The sequence below is a fragment of the Clostridium bowmanii genome (assembly GCF_018861315.1).
In the GTDB taxonomy this organism is placed as follows: Bacteria; Bacillota; Clostridia; order Clostridiales; family Clostridiaceae; genus Clostridium_AD; species Clostridium_AD bowmanii.
In genome coordinates this window covers 13,810-31,874 of the sequence record NZ_JAHLDL010000014.1, presented here as the reverse complement: position 1 = coordinate 31,874, position 18,065 = coordinate 13,810, and the positions used below count along the sequence as shown (strand labels likewise).

Genomic DNA, 18,065 nt, shown 5'->3' with positions numbered 1-18,065 from the left:
ATCTCTCCTAAAATAATGTTTATACCCTGCTAAAATGATTTAACAGGGCAATTAATTATAGTTAATTGTATTTTTATTCGAAGACTACTTTCATTAGTTCTTCAATGGTTGATACAGCTTTTGTTTCAATATCCACAAGATCAATAGGTACTTCTTTTTCATTTTCTATGGGAAGAATAACCATTTTAATTCCTTTTCTTCTTGCACCATAAATCTTTTCGAATATACCGCCAACTGGTTTTATAATACCACGAAGGGATATCTCTCCTGTTACAGCAATGTCCTGCCTTAAAGGTTTATCTAAAAGTGAACTAATTATACATACAGTTATAGCAGCTCCAGCAGAAGGTCCATCAATCTTACCTCCACCTACTATATTTACATGTATGTCATAATCCTTAATATCTTTATTAGTTGTTTTTCTTATTACTGATGCAGCATTAAACACTGAGTCTTTCGCCATACTTCCAGCAGTATCATTAAATCTTACTTGACCCTTACCTTTTTCCTTGGCCTCAAATACTGATGTTTCTATTTCTATAGTTGATCCTATATAGCCCGATACTCCAAGTCCATAAATATGACCAACTTCAAATTTAAGTTTATTATCTAATTCTTCATAAGTAGTAAGTCTACTTATAGATATAACATCCAAAAGGTCCTTAAGCTCAATTTTAATTTTAGAACTCTTATTTGATTCTCTATTATGCAATACATATCCATAAGCATCTGCTAAAATGTTTACAGCTTTTCTTCCTTCAATAGTATATCTACTAATTGTCTCTGCAACTCCATCTGCAACTTCAACTTTTAATTTATGGGCAGCATTTATTACTATAGTTTCAATATCTTTCGCAGTTAATGGTTCAAAGTAAACTTCAGTACATCTTGATCTAAGTGCTGGATTTATTTCTGATGGTTCACGGGTTGTAGCCCCTATTAAAACAAAATCTGCTGGAGCACCTTTATCAAATAAATATTTTATATATTTAGGTGTATTTTCATCTTCAGGATCATAATAAGATGATGAAAACTCAACTCTCTTATCTTCTAGAACTTTAAGAAGTTTGTTTTGGAGTATATTATCAAGTTCTCCTATTTCATCAATAAATAATATTCCTCCATGAGCCTCGGTAACAAGACCTGTTTTTGGTTCAGGAATTCCAGTTTCCGCTAAGTCCCTTTTGCTTCCCTGATATATTGGGTCGTGAACAGAACCGAGTAGAGGATTTGTTATTTCTCTTGGATCCCATCTAAGTGTTGTACCGTCCACTTCTATAAATTTAGCATCTTTATCATAAATGGTATAACTTAACTTTTTAGCTTCCTCTAGAGCAAGCCTAGCTGCAGTTGTCTTACCAACCCCCGGTGGTCCATAAAGAATAATATGTTGAGGGTATGGCGATGCCATTTTAGATAGCAGAGATTTTATAGCCCTTTCTTGCCCAATTATTTCACTAAAACTCTCTGGTCTTAGCATAGCTTGTATATTTTTTGTCAACTTTCTACTATCAAGTTCTTCAAGCTCCGCATATTTTTTAAGTGTTTTAGCATTTTCAGGGCCCTTTTGTTTTTTAATTATGCTAAGTCTTACTTCATCAATATATTTATCTTGCTTTTCCATAAGGTTTTTTTCTACTTCAGTTTCAATCTTATTTTGTACATATCTTTTAGCTATTTCTTCAGTAAGATAATTGTTAGTTTTATCTAACACCTCATATACATTCTTCTGATTGGGTACTACATCTATTCCCTTACCGTTGCTGATAATTTTATTTAGTGCGTACAATCTTTTAAATATATCTTCGCTTTTTATATATTTTTGGAGTTTAAATTTTATAGTTTTAGACTTTATACTACTTTCATCTATTACGTTTCTCATTATTTCATACAAAACATCAATTTGCGTATTTATTGGTAATTCATCTTTTGCGTCCGGTTCTCCGAGTTTATTAACAAGTAATGTCTTCAAGATCAATCCGCTTTAATAAATAACATTATCAATTTATTTACTAAAGCGTTTCCTCCCTTCATTTTATATGATTATTCCTCACAAACAAGAACTTTAATCTTAGTAGATATTTCTGGATATACTTTTATTTCTACTTCATAAGTTCCTAATAATTTTATTGTCTCTGTTACGATTTTCTTTTTATCAATGTCTAAATTACATTGTTTATTTAGAGCTGTTGCTATATCTTTATTTGTAATAGCTCCAAATAGCTTCCCATTTTCTCCAGCTTTTCCAACTATTTTTACAACTTTATCTTTAAGATCATTAGCTGTTTTTTGTGCTTCTTCAATTTCAGTTGTTTTCTTTTTTCTTTGGGTATCATTCTTTTTATTTAACATATGCATATTTACGTCTGATGCTTCCTCAGCTAGTTTCCTAGGAAATAAAAAATTTCTCGCATACCCATCTGCAGCATTTATAACGTCGCCCTTTTTACCTACACTTTTAATATCTTTTAATAAAATAACTTTCATTATTTTTCACCTTCCCTTAAGTATTCATCTATAGCTTCATTTAATTTCACTACTACTTCTTCAAGCCTTAGTGAAGTAAATTTTGTACCAGCCATAGTCATATGTCCTCCCCCACCTAACGTCTCAAGTATCAACTGTACATTTATTTTGCCGAGAGACCTTCCACTAACAAATACTTCATCCCCTATTTTAACAATAACAAATGATGCCTCAATACCCGTAATATTTAGAAGTTCATCCGCTGCTTGAGCAGCAAGCACTGTATCTTCTACTGCTTTCGGACAAACTGCTATGGCAATTTCATTTTCAACTTTTGCAGATTTTATAATATCCGCTCTTTTTAAATATACATCCAAATCGTCAGAAAACATTTTTTTAACATCCATAGTATCAGCCCCATGACGTCTTAAAAACGCAGCAGCCTCAAAGGTTCTAACTCCAGTTTTAAAATAGAAATTTTTTGTATCTATACATATTCCTGCGAGTAGACACACTGCTTCTATATGTTTAAGCTTTGGCTTATCTACCATATATTGAATCATCTCAGTAACTAGTTCAGCAGTAGATGACGCGTAGGTTTCCATATAGCTTAGCACTGCCCCTTGTATGAAGTCTTGAGATTTTCTATGATGATCAATTATAACCATTTTTTCTACATCTTTAACTATTTCTAAATTGAGCACATAACTTTCATTATGAACATCTACTATTATAAGCAAATTATTGGAACCTTTAACACTTTTAAATTTTTCACTTGTTATAAAAGTATTTTTATATTCGTCATCTTCCTGTAATATATCCATCATACTTTTTATGCCAGTACTTATTCCTTCGAGAATAATATAGCATTCTTTATTTTGGCTTTTAATAATACTATATAGACCAATAGCGGCACCTAAACAATCAGCATCAGGGTTTTTATGTCCCATAATAAAAATTGCATCACTCTCATTTACTAAATCCATTAATGCATGAGCAATAACTCTTGCACGAACTTTAGTTCTTTTCTCAACTTCTTTTGTTTTTCCACCAAAGAAAGATAATTTATCACCTTTTTTCACTACTGCCTGATCACCACCTCTACCTAAAGCAAGTTCCTTAGCAGAAATAGCAAATTCGTAGTTTTTAAGTGGTGTATCTTCACCCCTACCTATGCCTACACTTAAAGTAACTGCAAGTTTGTTACCATTACTTATTTCGCGTACACTATCTAGTATGTCAAATTTCTTTTCTATTTCTTTTTCAATATACTTGTCTTGTACTATAATAACATATTTATTTGATGTATACTTTTTTACCACAGCATTTACACTCTGTCCATAGCTGTTTATTGTTCGCTCAATATCCGCTACAAGCATAGGTGCCTTGTCTTCTTCTGTAGTCTTAATGACATCATCAAGATTATCAACCTCTACTAGCATAACACTTTCTCTATTACCATTAATACCCTTTATTAAATTGGTCTTTTCAGTTATATCATAAAAATATAAAAGCATAATTTTATCTTTAACATTTTTATTTTCGTTTGTATCTACAATATTAGTATAAATTTCATAGAAATTATCTTTTATTTTAATATTTGGGAATATATTTTTCTTACCCTCTAAAACTTGCTTTAAATTGAGTTCCACAATTATATCTCTAATATTTTTATTTAAAAGATCTTCCCCTTCTAGCATTGTAGTTACACTTTGATTGTACCATAAAATGTTTCCCATATACCCTATTATTATTAATGGAAATGGAAGCTTTACTAAAGTACTTGTAGTTGCTATATCAAGTTTAGAAGAAAAATTCTCAATAAATTTCTTCCACTCATTTTTTTTAATCTTTGAGTTGTAGATATTATACACTACTAATATAGCATATATTCCTAGCATTAGTATTCCCACTTCAAGATGCCCATAATAAAATATTATACATATGAATAGGGCCATAGTCACCATATATATTTTATTATTGACATTAAAGTAATTATATTTATTATCCATAATTCGCCCCCAATTATTTTCTTTTAATTCTATATGGGTCAAGCTTTCTAAAATCAAAAGCCATTTCCATGAGTCCTATTGAAAAGTAAACATTACGTAGAGGCGAAAGCATTGTTAACCCTAAAATTAGTACTACTACAAGCTTTGATAAATTCCTTTTAATTCTTAGAAAATATGTACTTGCCGCCAGGCCATTAATAATAAATACACACTGAACAATAAGCTGAGATGTACTTAGTATATAATTGCCGCCAGCTATTTTTTTTGCTGAGAGTATTATTCCTATGCATACTATGCCTATGAGTATTGCTCCTACTATGTTCGAAACATAAACTTTTCTAAACGGTAATACTTTCTCCATTTTATAGTTTAACTTGTTTAATATTGCTCTAGACACTATATAATTCAAATAAGCTGATATAAAAGCTCCCAAAACAATAGCTGCAGGGATTATTGCCAAAACCATAGAAACATCCATCTTTTTTATCATTTCAAAGTTGTCATTTAAAAGCTTCAATTGTTTTTCAGTTATTCCAGATTTTAAATAAATCGCTTTCACTTGATTCAAGGAAACATTCATTGATCCTTTAAAAAACTCTAATTTATCTGTAACAAAATTCATAAATCCTGTTTTTTCTATAAATAACATTGAAAAAGCTATAGTTAATATATCAGCTATTGCAGACGCAATGGTTAATGCTAGTAGTGTTATAGATGATTTTTTATTTTTCTTTACGCAATAACCAAGTGCGATACCAACACTACTGCAAGTTATAGATGAATATATTGCCATTATTGGATTATATACCATGGATGTTAAAATTATACTCAAAAGTATAGCGGTGATAGTTATTTTGATATTATGCCTTATATAAAGTATTGCCACTGGAATTGGTAATATTAATATTCCTATAAATGATACAAATGGCAAGTATCCTATTATAATCATTATTACTGAAATTATAACAGATATGAGAGAAGCCTCTACAATTGCCCTTGTACTATAATTCTTATTGTCCATTTTTTCCTCCATTATTTATCTTCCTTTTATGTGCATATATAACCTGCTTAGATCTTTGCCATCCTTTTCTATATTATCTCCTTCTACTATTCCAACCTTTAGTTTCTTTTTCATACTTTCATCAACAGCTACATTGGAGTATCCTAACCTTTCACCTAATATATATAAAAGTATTATGGCCGCTGAAATGCAATCTAGTATAGCATCTTGAGCAACATTGCTTCCTTTACTTAGCAATTTGAAGAAATCAGCTATTATACATAGTAGCTCAGCCTTCAAATTTTCAATTAGCTTAACGTTAGACATTATATTAAAATCATCTCTTTTCATAGTATATCATCTCCCCTTGTAGGCTTATACGTATAACTCTATTTTAGTTATTCTTCTGAAATTATGCAACTAAAGTTTATTTATATATAGCTAATATATAATAAGCAATAAGTAATTAAATATTTAACACTTTTCAACGTTTACATTTTTTGGATTGTAACTACAATTATACTACAAATCCTACCCAATCATATATACTTTTATAATTTTATTCTCAATATTTGTTAAAATATTTTTTTTCATTTTTAAAAAATAAAAGCAGCTACCATAAGGCGCTGCTTTCAGTCATTTACTACTCTGTAGTAACTGCTTACTATTTATTAGTAAGAGTTTGCTACTCTGTAGTAAATGGTAATAATGCTATGTTTCTTGCTCTCTTGATAGATACAGTAAGCATTCTTTGATGTTTTGCACAGTTTCCAGAAATTCTTCTAGGAAGAATCTTTCCTCTTTCTGTAACATATTTTCTCAATTTGTTTATGTCTTTATAATCAATTGCAGTTGCTTTATCCATACAGAAAGCGCAAACTTTTCTTTTCATTCTTTTTCTGTTTCCGCCAGCAGCACTTCCGCCACTGCTTCTTTTACGATCGTTCATTGCCATGATTTTTTTTCCTCCTTACCTAATATTAGAATGGGATGTCTCCATCATCAATTGGTGTTATATCGCTACCACCACTGAAATCATTAGATCCAGCATTTGACCCGCTATTATTTCCACCTTGATTAGTATTCGCTGCTGATTCTTTATTGCCTCCCCATTCAAGGAAGTCAACTTCATCAGCAATCACTTCAGTAACATATCTTCTAGTTCCGTCTTTAGCCTCATAATTTCTAGTTTGAATGTTTCCAGAAATGCTTAACAATTTACCTTTACTCATATAATTAGCAGTAGCTTCCGCTGTCTTGCCAAATACAACTACTGGTATAAAATCTGCTTCTGGTTGCCCTTCTCGCTTAAATCTTCTATTAACGGCTACAGTAAAAGTGGCTACAGCTGTTCCTGTTCCTTGAGCAAACTTTAACTCAGGATCTTTTGTTAATCTACCAACTAAAACAACTTTATTCATAAATGCACCACCTATTTTTCTGGATTTATTATGATATGTCTTATAACACTGTCAGTGATTCTGAATACTCTATCTAATTCTTTTGGTAAATCGGGATTTGAATTGAAATTGATTAATGTATAGTGGCCTTCACCAACTTTTTGTATTTCATAGGCTAATTTTCTTTTGCCCCATGCATCAACATTTTCAATAACTCCACCATTATTTTCTATTACACCTTTAAATTTTTCAACGTTAGCTTTAACAGCTTCTTCGTCTAATGAAGGATGTAATATGAATATAGTTTCATATTTTCTCATTAATTTCACCTCCTCCCCTCGGACTAACGGCTGCGCACTGCACAGCAGGGATTACAAGAATAAATTATATCACTTAATCAAACATAAATCAAGTAATTATTCTTTTTCGGTTACATTCTCTTTTCTGGGTAGATTTTCTTTTATAATCTTCTTCACAGCTGAATCAAATTTAATTCTTGGAAGCATAACTATTCTAGCACAACCTAAACATTTTATTTTTATATCCGCACCTAATCTGACAATTTGCCAGTTCTTACTACCACAGGGGTGCGTTTTTTTCATTTCAACAATATCTCCTAGATTAAATAATTTCACTACTTATCCCACCTTCAATAGCTTTTACACTTTCTCCATCTCGCAGGAAAATCTTTTTTACTCTTATGTTTTCTGATTTTATAAGTTTAAAAATACTTTGTATATTTTCTTCTTCTATTTTTAAACTAATCCCGCAACTTTTAGTTATATAGGTAGGCGTAGGAATCACAACTACCTTAATTTGTTTTTTTATAGTTTCTCTTTCTGCCTTCATGGCTTCAAGTGTATTTTGAAATGTTACTATATAATATTTATTCAATGTTTTTCACCCTATCCTATTCTCTAAATCATCATCCGCATAGCCTTATAATCTTAAAATTTCAATTTAGTTACATCTTAAATGTAGTTAAACCTTACCAGTATTCTTTTATAATTTAATAGTGTTATTTGCATTATTCATAAGTTGTACAATAGTATACATATTAGATATTTCTCCAACAGAAAGTTTATCCTTTATATTATAAAAATCAAGACAAACTCCACAAACTAAGATATTAGCACCTCTTTCTACTAATTTCTTTAAACTTCCTAGTACTGGTGAATCATCTACAGTAAGTTTTACTCCTCCATTGATAAAAAGTATGTCATTAGGTATTAAATCTGCTTCCGATAATGCAAATACATAACTTTTCATAAGTATATCTCCTAAGTTATCATCGCCTTCACCTAATTTATTAGTAGAGACTACCAATGTGAATTTTTTATTTTCTTTTACTGGTGCACTCACTACTTCATTATTTTCTTTAGTTATTTTTATATAATATAATTCTTCTTTTTCTTCTACAACACTTTTATACCCACTACCCTCAGCAAGTTTTACTATATTATTTTTAGCAACTAAATTATCTACAATGACTGTGCTTTCTCCATTTTCAATTGATTCAAAATATTTTTTTGTCTTAACCACCGGTAATGGGCATTGTAACCCCTTGCAATCTATTATATTAATCATACTATTTCCGTTTTAAGCTATTTTTTTACAAAACTAGCCCAAAACTTTCACACCCCTTTCTTTATTACATTCTTATCTTAATTACCGCAATATTAAAGGCTTCTAAAATTCAGTTAAATTTTTACATTTGATATACATTTAGATAACTTTAGCTTATAATATTGTATCATGTGTTAATTTTAAAGTAGATTCTTAAAATAAAATCATATTTAGTTTTTGTCTTATAAAAAATTTATTTATTCTTTTGCTAAGATAAGTATAAACTATTTATTGTTTTAATAATATCAAAACAAAATTTAACTTGTTATTGATAATATTAATAGATACTACATCCTCTATAGAATGTAGTAATACTATTATTTATTTTGTAAAATTGGAGGATATCATGAAAATATATTTAGATAACGCAGCCACTACATTCCCAAAACCAGCGGAAGTATATAATTCAATGATGAATTATATGATGAACATAGGTACAAATCCTGGGAGAGGTGCATCCACTTCAGCCCTTGCAGGCAATAAAGTTATTTTAAATTGTAGATATGCAGTAATGGATCTTTTTCATTTTGATAAGGTTGAAAATGTAATTTTCACACCTAATATCACTACCTCTTTAAATACCATTATAAAATCTGTTGTTAAAAGTGGGTGGCATGTAATAACTTCATCAATGGATCATAATGCAACCTTAAGACCTCTTAGTTCTCTTTCTCAAAAGGGTATTATAGAATTAGATATTGTTCCTTGTTCTAAAGAGGGCTTTATAGATATATCTGATTTTATAAATACACTTAAGCCCAATACTAAATTAGTAGTTTTATCACATGCTTCTAATATTATTGGATCAATACAACCACTAGAAGCTATAGGAAAAATATGCAAGGACAAGGGTATTTATTTTGTTATAGACACTGCTCAAACTGCTGGAGTATTACCTCTAGATTTTTATAAATTAAATTGTAATGCACTAGCTTTCACAGGTCATAAAAGTTTATTAGGCCCCCAAGGTATAGGCGGCTTTTTAATTGACGATAATCTAAATGAAGCATGTTCTGCATTTATAGAAGGTGGCACTGGTAGTCTATCATCTAGTATTATTCAACCAGATTTTTTGCCTGATAAATTCGAAAGTGGGACCTTAAACGGCCCTGGTGTAGCAGGACTTTTAGAAGGAATTAACTTTATTAATAAGCAAGGTATAGGCTCTATTCGCCAGCACGAGGAAGATTTATGTAAAAGTTTTATCGAGGGCTTATTAAATATAAATTCTGTTAAAGTTTATGGCTGTACTGACGTTTCTAAAAGAACCGCTACTATATCTGTCAATTCTACAAAAATCGACAATTCCGAGTTAGGGTTTATGCTAGATACACAGTATGGTATTACAACAAGAACTGGTCTTCATTGTGCTCCACTGGCACATAAAACCATAGGTACATATCCAACCGGGTCCTTGAGATTTGGCATTGGACCTTTTAACGATATTAAGGACATTAATTATACCCTAAGCTCTATAAATACTATTATTCGAAAGGTGTGATATATTTAATTGGAAAATATTCTTAAGAAAATTGATAAACTATCTATCTTCTTTGTTTTGTATACCTTTGTTTTTATAATATTTTTTGGAACTATAGGTTATACACTTCCTTTTGTATTAGCTCTTATTTTAGCCTCACTGCTTAAAATACCAACAAAATTTTTAATGAGAAAGTTAAAGATTAAAAGCGCTATGGCCTCATTATTCACTACCACCATCTTTTTTACATTGATTATTATATTATTATCTTTAATAATAACAACTATAACTTCAGAATCAATACAACTAGGGAAAAATATTCAATCCTATTTTTCCCTTAACAAAAATAATATACTAGATTTTTTTAGTAATATGCAAAGTTACTATAAAAATTTAGACCCCAGCATACTTACTAATATTAAATCAAATATTTCTAACTATATTACCAAAACCATAAATATTAGTATGGATGCCTCAACAAAAATATTTTCACTAACCCTGGGTTTCATGTCTGCTATTCCATATACACTAATGGTTTTATTATTCACTTTACTTACCACATATTTTTTCACAAAAGATTTATCATCTTCAAGCAAAAAAATATTTGATTTGATTCCTGCTAAAAATGGAGATAGAATTCATTATATATTTGATGAATCAAAAAAAATGGTTAAAAATTATTTACTATCATACTTGCTTATAATCACAATAACCTTTCTGGAAACATTAGTTGTTTTTTTAGTTTTTAAAGTTAAGTATGCCGTAACACTAAGCATATTATGCGGAATATTTGATTTACTTCCCATTTTTGGTATAGGGTCCATATATATTCCTTTAATAGTAATATTTTTTATATCTGGCAACTATGTAGCTGCTTTAGGCCTACTAATATCTTATGTAATTATCACCATAGTAAGGCAAATTATAGAACCTAAGATTGTATCCTCATCGCTAGGAATTAATCCTGTGGCAGTTCTTGCTGCTATATTTATAGGATTAAAAGCAAACGGTCTTATTGGAATGCTATTTTGTATGTTTTTAGTAGTGTTTTACAATATTTTGAAAAAAGTTGAAGTTTTATAGAATAAAAAACCTTCTACATGGATAAAATCCAAATAGGAGGTTTTTTTTATGTTAGATAAAGTTATTTTAGATTCTATGTCCCGAGATTGCACTTTTAAGTTAAGAGATATTATAAGTCAGTATATTTTTCCCATTGTTAAATGCTCACGTCCTATTGTTGTTTTGTGTATTGGTACCGACAGATCTACTGGTGACAGTTTAGGACCTTTAGTTGGAAACAAACTCAAATTTCTAGTTAGAAATAAGATTCATATTTATGGAAGTCTTGAATGTCCTGTACATGCAAAAAATTTATGTGAAACAATTGATGAAATTAACTATTCCTATACTAACCCTTACATCATTGCAATTGATGCTTGCCTTGGAAGTTTACAAAATGTAGGTAAAATAATTATTGAAGAAAAACCCTTATGCCCAGGTGCTGCTTTAAATAAAGATTTACCTAAAGTAGGTGATCTTAGCATAACGGGAGTTGTAAACATATCTGGTGCCTTTGAATTTATGGTGCTTCAAAATACAAGATTGTACACAGTAATGATGCTTGCTGATGCTATATCAAATGGTTTATATCATTCTGTACTTAAGACTTTAGGTGGAAGAAGTTTTAGTTATAACTATGATGATTTCAATATAAAAGATGTTGAAGGTTAATTTAATCACATAAAAAAACAACAAGATTATAAGCTTGTTGTTTTTTTAAAATATTAAACTATATACTCTATTACAAAGTATATATTCTATTTCATCAATAGTCCTGCTTCCACTATCAATAATCAGGGTTCCTTCTCTTCTTATATTATTTTGCATATTTAGATTCATAAGTCCACCATCTTTAAGATCACATATTATTACATCACAATTGGTATTATTATCTCTATTATTTATAACTGTATATCCCCTTTTAACTAATTGTTCTTGTAAATAGTTAAGTTCTTGTGAAATACATATTACCATAAAAAAACTCCTTTGTTTTTAGTGTTCCCCAACGAGATTTTTTTATCATAATTTTTCAAATTTATTTTTATAATTTTTTTGATTACCTAAAAGTGTATTTCATTTAATTTCCGAAATTTATAGCTCCTTGTAAAACCTTATTTTCTTCCTCAGATAATTCATACCTAGACATTCCTTTATCTATTGGTTTAGCATAAGTTGTACTCTCATTTCTACTATAAATACTTGTTAATATAGCACCATTATTGTTGCCATCTAAAAATGCTATAGAGAAACTTAAATCACTTCCAACATCTTCGAAAGCCCTATATCTTACCATTGAGGTCTTTTGAACACAGGTTTTTAGTTCAGCATTTATTTGCTCATACATTTGCTTCATAATATCATTTTCTTCTTTAACACCATCAATTTTATCCAAATAAGCTACAACCATATCCTCTAAATTTTTATTGTTTACGCCTCTCATTAATTTTCTATATTTTCTCTCTAATTTATTTAAAGATGAATACGTCATTATAATTATTATGATTAAAATCATTACAATTACCATAAGTGCTATTGTTATATATAACTGTGCACTGTTTATAAAATTAAATATACTTTGCATTTATAATTACATCCTCTCCATTATGTTTCACGTGAAACATTACATGTTTAAAATTTCCAAAATCCTTTCAAAATCCTCTTCCGAATAATACTCGATTTCTATTTTACCCTTTTCTTTGTTTTTACAATTTATGAGAACTTTAGTACCAAAACGGTTTTCTAATTTACTCATTATATCTTTATAATATATATTACATTGAGTTTTAGCTACTTTTTCTTTTTTTTCATTTTCAAAGTTCTTTACCAATCTCTCTGTTTCTCTCACATTTAGATTCTCATCAATAACCATTTGAGCAATTCCATATTGGATTTCCTTATCGACGAGCCCTAGTATTGCCCTTCCATGACCCTCTGAAATCACACCATCTATTATGTAATCTTGAACTCTTTCATCTAAATTTAATAATCTCATACAATTTGCTATAGCTGTTCTTGATTTACAAACCTTCTTACTAATTTCTTCCTGAGTAAGATTAAAATCCACTAATAGTTTTTTGTAAGCTATCGCTTCTTCAATAGGGTTTAAATCTTCTCTTTGAATATTTTCTATTAATGATATTTCCAATACTTCCTTATCATCTATGTTCATTATAATTGCAGGCATTTCTGAAAGTCCAATACTTTTAGCTGCTCTAAATCTCCTTTCACCGGCTACAACCGTGTAAGTATCATCTGCTTCCTTATTTACTATAATAGGTTGAATAACCCCATGTTCCTTTATTGATTGCGCAAGTTCTGATATTCTTTCAGGATCAAAGCTTTTCCTTGGCTGATCAATATTAGCTTTAATCAAATTCATAGATATTTTAAGAACCATTGAACTTTCCTCTGTAATTTCTTCCTCAGGTATTAAAGCTCCAAGTCCTCTACCTAGCCCAAACTTCTTATTCAAAATATATCCCTCCCTTGTCTATCTAAAAACTCATTTGCCAATGCTTCGTAAGCTTCTGAACCTTTACATTTATCATCATACAACATAATGGGTAATCCAAAACTCGGAGCCTCAGCCAGTCTTATATTCCTAGGTATTGTAATTTTATATACTTTATCGTTAAAATATTTTTTAACTTCTGATACAACCTCATTACATAATTTTGTTCTATTGTCATACATACTCAAAATTACGCCCTCAATTTGTAATTCTTTATTTAAAGACTTTTTAACTAATTGAATAGTATTCACTAATTGTCCTACACCTTCCAAAGCATAAAATTCACATTGAATAGGAGTAAGTACACTACTCGCAGCCGTAAGTGCATTTATAGTCAAAATTCCAAGTGACGGAGGACAATCTATGAAAACATAATCAAATTCTCCTTCTATTTCTTTAAGCTTTTCCTTTAGTATATTTTCACGATTACTTCTACTAATCAATTCTACTTCTGCGCCTGCCAGTTCCATTTTAGATGGTACTATGTACAAATTGTTTACTAATTCGCATTCTTTTATAGTATCCCTAATGGAAATATCTGATGTTAATAAATCATATATAGATAGTTTTATTTTTTTCTTATCAAATCCTAAGCCACTTGTAGTATTTCCTTGAGGATCAATATCTATCGTTAGAATTTTTTTACCTTGCATAGCTAAATAGGAACATAGGTTTATGTTAGTAGTAGTTTTACCTACGCCCCCTTTTTGATTAAAAATACATATGGTTTTCATGACTACACCTACCCTTCATAATATTATTCACCTTTACATAAGGTACATAAAAATAAATAACAACTCAAATATGCTAATACATATACTTATTAATTATTTAAATATGCCTAACTAATTTTACTATATAGCTTATTATATAGATATGTTAAATATTTTAATAGTATTTTCTTCATTTTTTGAAAAAAAATAAAAAGAAACAGAATGTTTCACGTGAAACATTCTGTTTCTTTTCTATTTTTTAGGTATTCTTATTGTTACTTCTATACTATCTTCTAATTCTCTAGATTTATATTCTGCATTTATGCCATACTTATCAAAAACTTGTTTTATAGTATTTATGTAAACTCTAGGTGCAAAAATGCCTTTTATTTTTTTCTTCCCATCTACAGCTACTTCATCTCTACATAACTTCAATAATTCTTTTTCAATAAGATCTTCTGTATTTTTAACATTAAGTGATCTATCAACGATTATTTTAAGTACCTTTCCTTGAAGGTTTATATCTGTTAATTTTAATAGTGCTCTAGCATGTCTCTCCGTAAGCTTGTTCTCTATCAAAACATTTGCAATCTCTTTATCCAATTTTAGCAATCTTAATTTATTAGCAATAGTTGATTGTTTTTTTCCTATTATTTGTGCTAATTTTTCCTGTGTGTAAGAATGATCCTGAATAAGATTATAGTAAGCTGAGGCTTCTTCCAAAAAATTCAAATCTTCTCTTTGTAGATTTTCAAGTAGTGCAATTGCTGCGGAGTCTTTATCTGTAATATCTATAATAATTACTGGAACCTGCTGGAGTCCTATTTTTTTTGCGGCTCTTAATCTTCTTTCTCCTGCTACTAATTCATATCTACTCTCCCCGCTTTTTCTAACTGTTAGGGGCTGGATTATACCATAAGCTTTTATTGACTGAGAAAGTTCTTCAATAGTTTCTTCATTAAAATGCTTTCTAGGTTGATAAACATTTGGAGATATTAATTCTATAGACACATATTTTACATCATTTTGCATAATATACCATCCCTTAAATTTTTCCTTTTATTAACAATTCTCTGTTTTTATCTTATTTCCTTCTTTTTTTTATATTTTTCGTACAACAAATTATTCCATTTATAGTTGAAATTTTACACTAAAGGACTTTTGGCAACCATCCCTGCTTTTCTGGGATATTTCTTATGTGTCCCTGAAATTTTACTTATTATTACTAAATTATGGTCTAAATCACTGTCTTCAATTTGTACCTTCTCAATATGTTCTATACGTCCACCTAGCATTCTAATTGCATTTTTTGAAGCCTTAATCTCTTCTTCAACTGCAGGACCTTTCATTGCAACAAAATATCCACCCACCTTTACATAAGGTAAACAATATTCACTAAGTACTGTTAAATTAGCAACAGCTCGAGATACAGCTACATCAAACTTCTCTCTATATTGCCTATCTTGTGCAAAATCTTCTGCCCTACCATGAATAGCTTTAATTTTTTCTAATTGAAGATTTAAAATTACTTCATTTAAAAAATTAATTCTCTTATTCAATGAATCTAATAAAACTATATTTATTTCAGGTTTAATTATTTTCATAGGGATACCTGGAAATCCTCCACCAGTTCCTATGTCTATAACCGTTTTTGCATTTTTTAGTCCTTGAAACTTAAAAACTTTCATAGAATCAATAAAATGTTTTTTTATTATTTCTTCGTCTTCTTTTATAGCAGTTAAATTTACTTTTTCATTCCATTCTTTTATAAGGTCTTTATATTTCATAAATTGCTCATACTTTTTTTCGTTAAATTCTAGGCCTTCATTTCTACTAGCCTGGTTCAATATGTCAAAGTATTTCATCTTTCACCTCTAGGTTTTATTATATTTTATTAAATAATCATCTTAATTATCTCTTAATCTATTCTGCTGTTCAATATATATCATTAAAACTGTCATATCTGCAGGTGATACTCCTGATATTCTAGAAGCTTGACCTATGCTAATTGGTCTAATTTTACCTAGTTTTTGCATAGCCTCAATCCTTAAACCTTTTATATTTTCATAAATTATTTCTTTTGATATGATTTTGTTTTCAAACTTTTTAAATTGGTGAATTTGATCTAATTGCTTCTGGATATATCCTTCATATTTTGACATAATATTAACTTGCTGCTCAATATATTTATTTAATTTAGGTCTATCTTTATCAAGTTTTTCAACTTTATAATAATCAAGTTCAGGTCTTTTTATAAGCTCATATAAACTAATAGGTTTTTTAAGTGGTGTAGAATCACAAGAAATTAAGAATTCCTCAATATCTTTTTTATTTGTAATTTGTAAATGCTTTATTCTTTCAATTTCTTCTTCTAGTTGCTCTTTCTTTTTACAAAATATTTCATATCTATGTTCTTTAACAAGGCCTACACTATGTCCAATTTCAGTAAGTCTTAAATCAGCATTATCTTGTCTTAATAACAATCTATACTCTGCTCTTGAAGTCATCATCCTATAGGGTTCATTAGTGCCTTTAGTAACTAAATCATCAATTAAAACTCCTATATATCCATCGGATCTTTTTAATATTAAGGGATCCTTATTTTGAATACTAAGTGCAGCATTAATCCCTGCAATAAGACCTTGCGCTGCCGCTTCTTCATATCCTGAACTACCATTTATTTGACCCGCTGAGAATAACCCTCCAATATTTTTAAACTCCAAGGAAAGTTTTAAATCTGTTGAATCTATGCAATCATATTCTATAGCATATGCGGTTCTCATAATTTCTACATTTTCAAGTCCAGGAACTGTTTTTAACATTTCCACCTGAATTTCCTCAGGAAGTGAGCTAGACATGCCTTGTACATACATCTCCTGGGTATTCTCACCTTCCGGTTCAATGAATATTTGATGCCGTTCCTTATCTGCGAACCTCATTACCTTATCTTCAATAGATGGGCAATATCTTGGTCCTATACTTTTGATGGATCCATTATATAGTGGAGATCTATGAATATTTTTCCTAATTACATTATGGGTATTTTCATTTGTATAAGTTAGATAACAGGAAAGTTGATTACGACGTATATCTCCACTAATAAATGAAAATGGCACTACTTCAGTGTCGCCGCATTGCTCTTCCATTTTAGAAAAGTCCACTGATCCTCTATTTATTCTAGCTGGAGTCCCTGTTTTAAATCGCCTTAAGTCTATCCCAATTTCAATTAATGACTTAGAAAGTTCATTAGCTGGAAGTAATCCGCTTGGACCTTCATTATAACTTTGATCTCCAATTATAACCTTAGATTTTAAATATACTCCAGAAGCTATAATAACAGCCTTTGTTTTAAAGTATGCACCATTTTTTGTAAGAACTCCATTGATTTTTCCATCAGTCACATCTATGGATACTACTTCCAATTGTCTTAACACCAAATTTTCTTGTGTTTCTATTACATTCTTCATTCTTGCGCCATATGCTTTTTTATCCGCTTGAGCTCTTAATGAAAAAACAGCTGGTCCTTTGGACGTGTTTAGCATTCTTGATTGTATATATGTATTATCAATATTCACTCCCATTTCACCACCAAGAGCATCTATTTCCCTTACTAAATGACCTTTAGCAGTTCCACCAACATTAGGGTTACATGGCATCAAAGCCACACTATCTAAATTTATAGCACAAACTAAAGTCTTGCATCCTATTCTTGCAGCTGCAAGCGCTGCCTCGCAACCCGCGTGACCAGCTCCAATAACTACAACATCGAAATTTCCTGCCAAATATTTCATATT

21 protein-coding genes are annotated in these 18,065 nt (G+C 30.0%); 3 read left to right on the top strand and 18 right to left on the bottom strand.

Features of this window, described 5'->3' with window-relative positions; genetic code table 11:
• Positions 1-73: 73 nt before the first annotated feature.
• The 11 genes from lonC to yedF all read right to left on the bottom strand — a co-directional run bounded on the left by lonC (position 74) and on the right by yedF (position 8,465).
• Complete coding sequence (gene lonC / locus KPL51_RS11025; protein WP_216160983.1) at positions 74-1,972, bottom strand: Lon family ATP-dependent protease; 1,899 nt, start codon at positions 1,970-1,972, stop codon at positions 74-76.
• A gap of 71 nt (positions 1,973-2,043) precedes the next feature.
• The gene (gene rplI / locus KPL51_RS11020) at positions 2,044-2,487 is read right to left on the bottom strand and encodes a 50S ribosomal protein L9 (RefSeq protein ID WP_216160980.1); all 444 of its coding nucleotides are present in this window, start codon (positions 2,485-2,487) and stop codon (positions 2,044-2,046) included.
• On the bottom strand, positions 2,487-4,478 hold the full coding sequence (locus tag KPL51_RS11015) for a DHH family phosphoesterase (protein WP_216160977.1): 1,992 nt from the start codon (positions 4,476-4,478) through the stop codon (positions 2,487-2,489). Before KPL51_RS11015 ends, rplI begins: the two co-directional genes overlap by 1 nt.
• A 13-nt stretch (positions 4,479-4,491) precedes the next feature.
• Positions 4,492-5,499 carry a DUF2232 domain-containing protein gene (locus tag KPL51_RS11010; protein WP_216160974.1) on the bottom strand — a complete coding sequence of 336 codons (1,008 nt, stop codon included), beginning with the start codon at positions 5,497-5,499 and terminating at the stop codon, positions 4,492-4,494.
• Between the two features lie 15 nt (positions 5,500-5,514).
• Positions 5,515-5,829 (bottom strand): MazG-like family protein, encoded by a 315-nt coding sequence (locus tag KPL51_RS11005; RefSeq protein WP_216160972.1) that lies wholly within the window; start codon positions 5,827-5,829, stop codon positions 5,515-5,517.
• A gap of 334 nt (positions 5,830-6,163) precedes the next feature.
• Entirely contained in the window at positions 6,164-6,427 is a 264-nt protein-coding gene (rpsR, locus tag KPL51_RS11000; protein ID WP_376770086.1) for a 30S ribosomal protein S18, read from the bottom strand.
• Between the two features lie 31 nt (positions 6,428-6,458).
• The gene (locus KPL51_RS10995) at positions 6,459-6,899 is read right to left on the bottom strand and encodes a single-stranded DNA-binding protein (protein ID WP_216160968.1); all 441 of its coding nucleotides are present in this window, start codon (positions 6,897-6,899) and stop codon (positions 6,459-6,461) included.
• Between the two features lie 11 nt (positions 6,900-6,910).
• Positions 6,911-7,198, bottom strand: a complete 288-nt coding sequence (rpsF, locus tag KPL51_RS10990; RefSeq protein ID WP_216160966.1) for a 30S ribosomal protein S6 — start codon at positions 7,196-7,198, stop codon at positions 6,911-6,913.
• A gap of 96 nt (positions 7,199-7,294) precedes the next feature.
• A complete protein-coding gene (locus tag KPL51_RS10985; RefSeq protein WP_216160964.1) occupies positions 7,295-7,480 on the bottom strand; it encodes a DUF951 domain-containing protein in 186 nt (61 codons plus the stop codon).
• 19 nt (positions 7,481-7,499) lie between these two features.
• Positions 7,500-7,772 carry a putative Se/S carrier protein gene (locus KPL51_RS10980; RefSeq protein WP_216160962.1) on the bottom strand — a complete coding sequence of 91 codons (273 nt, stop codon included), beginning with the start codon at positions 7,770-7,772 and terminating at the stop codon, positions 7,500-7,502.
• 108 nt (positions 7,773-7,880) lie between these two features.
• Positions 7,881-8,465: a sulfurtransferase-like selenium metabolism protein YedF gene (yedF, locus tag KPL51_RS10975; RefSeq protein ID WP_216160960.1), complete on the bottom strand. Its 585-nt coding sequence runs from the start codon at positions 8,463-8,465 to the stop codon at positions 7,881-7,883.
• A gap of 385 nt (positions 8,466-8,850) precedes the next feature.
• Here yedF and KPL51_RS10970 point away from each other — a divergent pair, with 385 nt between their 5' ends.
• Genes KPL51_RS10970 through yyaC form a run of 3 tightly spaced genes read left to right on the top strand, consistent with a single transcriptional unit; the run spans position 8,851 to position 11,718 of the window.
• Positions 8,851-10,005, top strand: coding sequence for an aminotransferase class V-fold PLP-dependent enzyme (locus KPL51_RS10970; protein ID WP_216160958.1), 1,155 nt, complete (start codon positions 8,851-8,853; stop codon positions 10,003-10,005).
• A 9-nt stretch (positions 10,006-10,014) separates the two neighbouring features.
• Positions 10,015-11,067, top strand: coding sequence for a sporulation integral membrane protein YtvI (ytvI, locus tag KPL51_RS10965; RefSeq protein ID WP_216160956.1), 1,053 nt, complete (start codon positions 10,015-10,017; stop codon positions 11,065-11,067).
• Between the two features lie 48 nt (positions 11,068-11,115).
• On the top strand, positions 11,116-11,718 hold the full coding sequence (gene yyaC, locus KPL51_RS10960; RefSeq protein WP_216160953.1) for a spore protease YyaC: 603 nt from the start codon (positions 11,116-11,118) through the stop codon (positions 11,716-11,718).
• Between the two features lie 45 nt (positions 11,719-11,763).
• On the opposite strand, the gene KPL51_RS10955 is transcribed toward yyaC, so the two are convergent.
• From KPL51_RS10955 to mnmG, 7 genes are all read right to left on the bottom strand, one after another.
• Positions 11,764-12,021 (bottom strand): YkuS family protein, encoded by a 258-nt coding sequence (locus tag KPL51_RS10955; RefSeq protein WP_216160950.1) that lies wholly within the window; start codon positions 12,019-12,021, stop codon positions 11,764-11,766.
• 103 nt (positions 12,022-12,124) lie between these two features.
• On the bottom strand, positions 12,125-12,628 hold the full coding sequence (locus KPL51_RS10950) for a DUF4446 family protein (RefSeq protein ID WP_216160947.1): 504 nt from the start codon (positions 12,626-12,628) through the stop codon (positions 12,125-12,127).
• Between the two features lie 39 nt (positions 12,629-12,667).
• Positions 12,668-13,519 carry a ParB/RepB/Spo0J family partition protein gene (locus KPL51_RS10945; RefSeq protein WP_216160943.1) on the bottom strand — a complete coding sequence of 284 codons (852 nt, stop codon included), beginning with the start codon at positions 13,517-13,519 and terminating at the stop codon, positions 12,668-12,670.
• On the bottom strand, positions 13,516-14,292 hold the full coding sequence (locus KPL51_RS10940; protein WP_216160940.1) for a ParA family protein: 777 nt from the start codon (positions 14,290-14,292) through the stop codon (positions 13,516-13,518). Before KPL51_RS10940 ends, KPL51_RS10945 begins: the two co-directional genes overlap by 4 nt.
• A 231-nt stretch (positions 14,293-14,523) precedes the next feature.
• The gene (noc, locus tag KPL51_RS10935) at positions 14,524-15,303 is read right to left on the bottom strand and encodes a nucleoid occlusion protein (RefSeq protein ID WP_216160937.1); all 780 of its coding nucleotides are present in this window, start codon (positions 15,301-15,303) and stop codon (positions 14,524-14,526) included.
• Positions 15,304-15,416: 113 nt separating this feature from the next.
• A complete protein-coding gene (gene rsmG / locus KPL51_RS10930) occupies positions 15,417-16,136 on the bottom strand; it encodes a 16S rRNA (guanine(527)-N(7))-methyltransferase RsmG (RefSeq protein ID WP_216160934.1) in 720 nt (239 codons plus the stop codon).
• Positions 16,137-16,178: 42 nt separating this feature from the next.
• Positions 16,179-18,062 carry a tRNA uridine-5-carboxymethylaminomethyl(34) synthesis enzyme MnmG gene (gene mnmG / locus KPL51_RS10925; protein ID WP_216160931.1) on the bottom strand — a complete coding sequence of 628 codons (1,884 nt, stop codon included), beginning with the start codon at positions 18,060-18,062 and terminating at the stop codon, positions 16,179-16,181.
• Positions 18,063-18,065: the final 3 nt, after the last annotated feature.

What these genes read in the sequence shown, in the direction of transcription:
- KPL51_RS11005 (WP_216160972.1), bottom strand. Translation starts at nt 5,829, where the DNA reads ATGAAAAGAGATGATTTTAATATAATGTCTAACGTTAAGCTAATTGAA.
- rplI (WP_216160980.1), bottom strand. Translation starts at nt 2,487, where the DNA reads ATGAAAGTTATTTTATTAAAAGATATTAAAAGTGTAGGTAAAAAGGGC.
- yedF (WP_216160960.1), bottom strand. Translation starts at nt 8,465, where the DNA reads ATGATTAATATAATAGATTGCAAGGGGTTACAATGCCCATTACCGGTG.
- yyaC (WP_216160953.1), top strand. Translation starts at nt 11,116, where the DNA reads ATGTTAGATAAAGTTATTTTAGATTCTATGTCCCGAGATTGCACTTTT.
- rpsF (WP_216160966.1), bottom strand. Translation starts at nt 7,198, where the DNA reads ATGAGAAAATATGAAACTATATTCATATTACATCCTTCATTAGACGAA.
- KPL51_RS10970 (WP_216160958.1), top strand. Translation starts at nt 8,851, where the DNA reads ATGAAAATATATTTAGATAACGCAGCCACTACATTCCCAAAACCAGCG.
- rpsR (WP_376770086.1), bottom strand. Translation starts at nt 6,427, where the DNA reads ATGAACGATCGTAAAAGAAGCAGTGGCGGAAGTGCTGCTGGCGGAAAC.
- KPL51_RS10985 (WP_216160964.1), bottom strand. Translation starts at nt 7,480, where the DNA reads ATGAAAAAAACGCACCCCTGTGGTAGTAAGAACTGGCAAATTGTCAGA.
- KPL51_RS10995 (WP_216160968.1), bottom strand. Translation starts at nt 6,899, where the DNA reads ATGAATAAAGTTGTTTTAGTTGGTAGATTAACAAAAGATCCTGAGTTA.
- mnmG (WP_216160931.1), bottom strand. Translation starts at nt 18,062, where the DNA reads ATGAAATATTTGGCAGGAAATTTCGATGTTGTAGTTATTGGAGCTGGT.
- KPL51_RS10940 (WP_216160940.1), bottom strand. Translation starts at nt 14,292, where the DNA reads ATGAAAACCATATGTATTTTTAATCAAAAAGGGGGCGTAGGTAAAACT.
- KPL51_RS10955 (WP_216160950.1), bottom strand. Translation starts at nt 12,021, where the DNA reads ATGGTAATATGTATTTCACAAGAACTTAACTATTTACAAGAACAATTA.
- noc (WP_216160937.1), bottom strand. Translation starts at nt 15,303, where the DNA reads ATGCAAAATGATGTAAAATATGTGTCTATAGAATTAATATCTCCAAAT.
- KPL51_RS11015 (WP_216160977.1), bottom strand. Translation starts at nt 4,478, where the DNA reads ATGGATAATAAATATAATTACTTTAATGTCAATAATAAAATATATATG.
- KPL51_RS10950 (WP_216160947.1), bottom strand. Translation starts at nt 12,628, where the DNA reads ATGCAAAGTATATTTAATTTTATAAACAGTGCACAGTTATATATAACA.
- KPL51_RS11010 (WP_216160974.1), bottom strand. Translation starts at nt 5,499, where the DNA reads ATGGACAATAAGAATTATAGTACAAGGGCAATTGTAGAGGCTTCTCTC.
- rsmG (WP_216160934.1), bottom strand. Translation starts at nt 16,136, where the DNA reads ATGAAATACTTTGACATATTGAACCAGGCTAGTAGAAATGAAGGCCTA.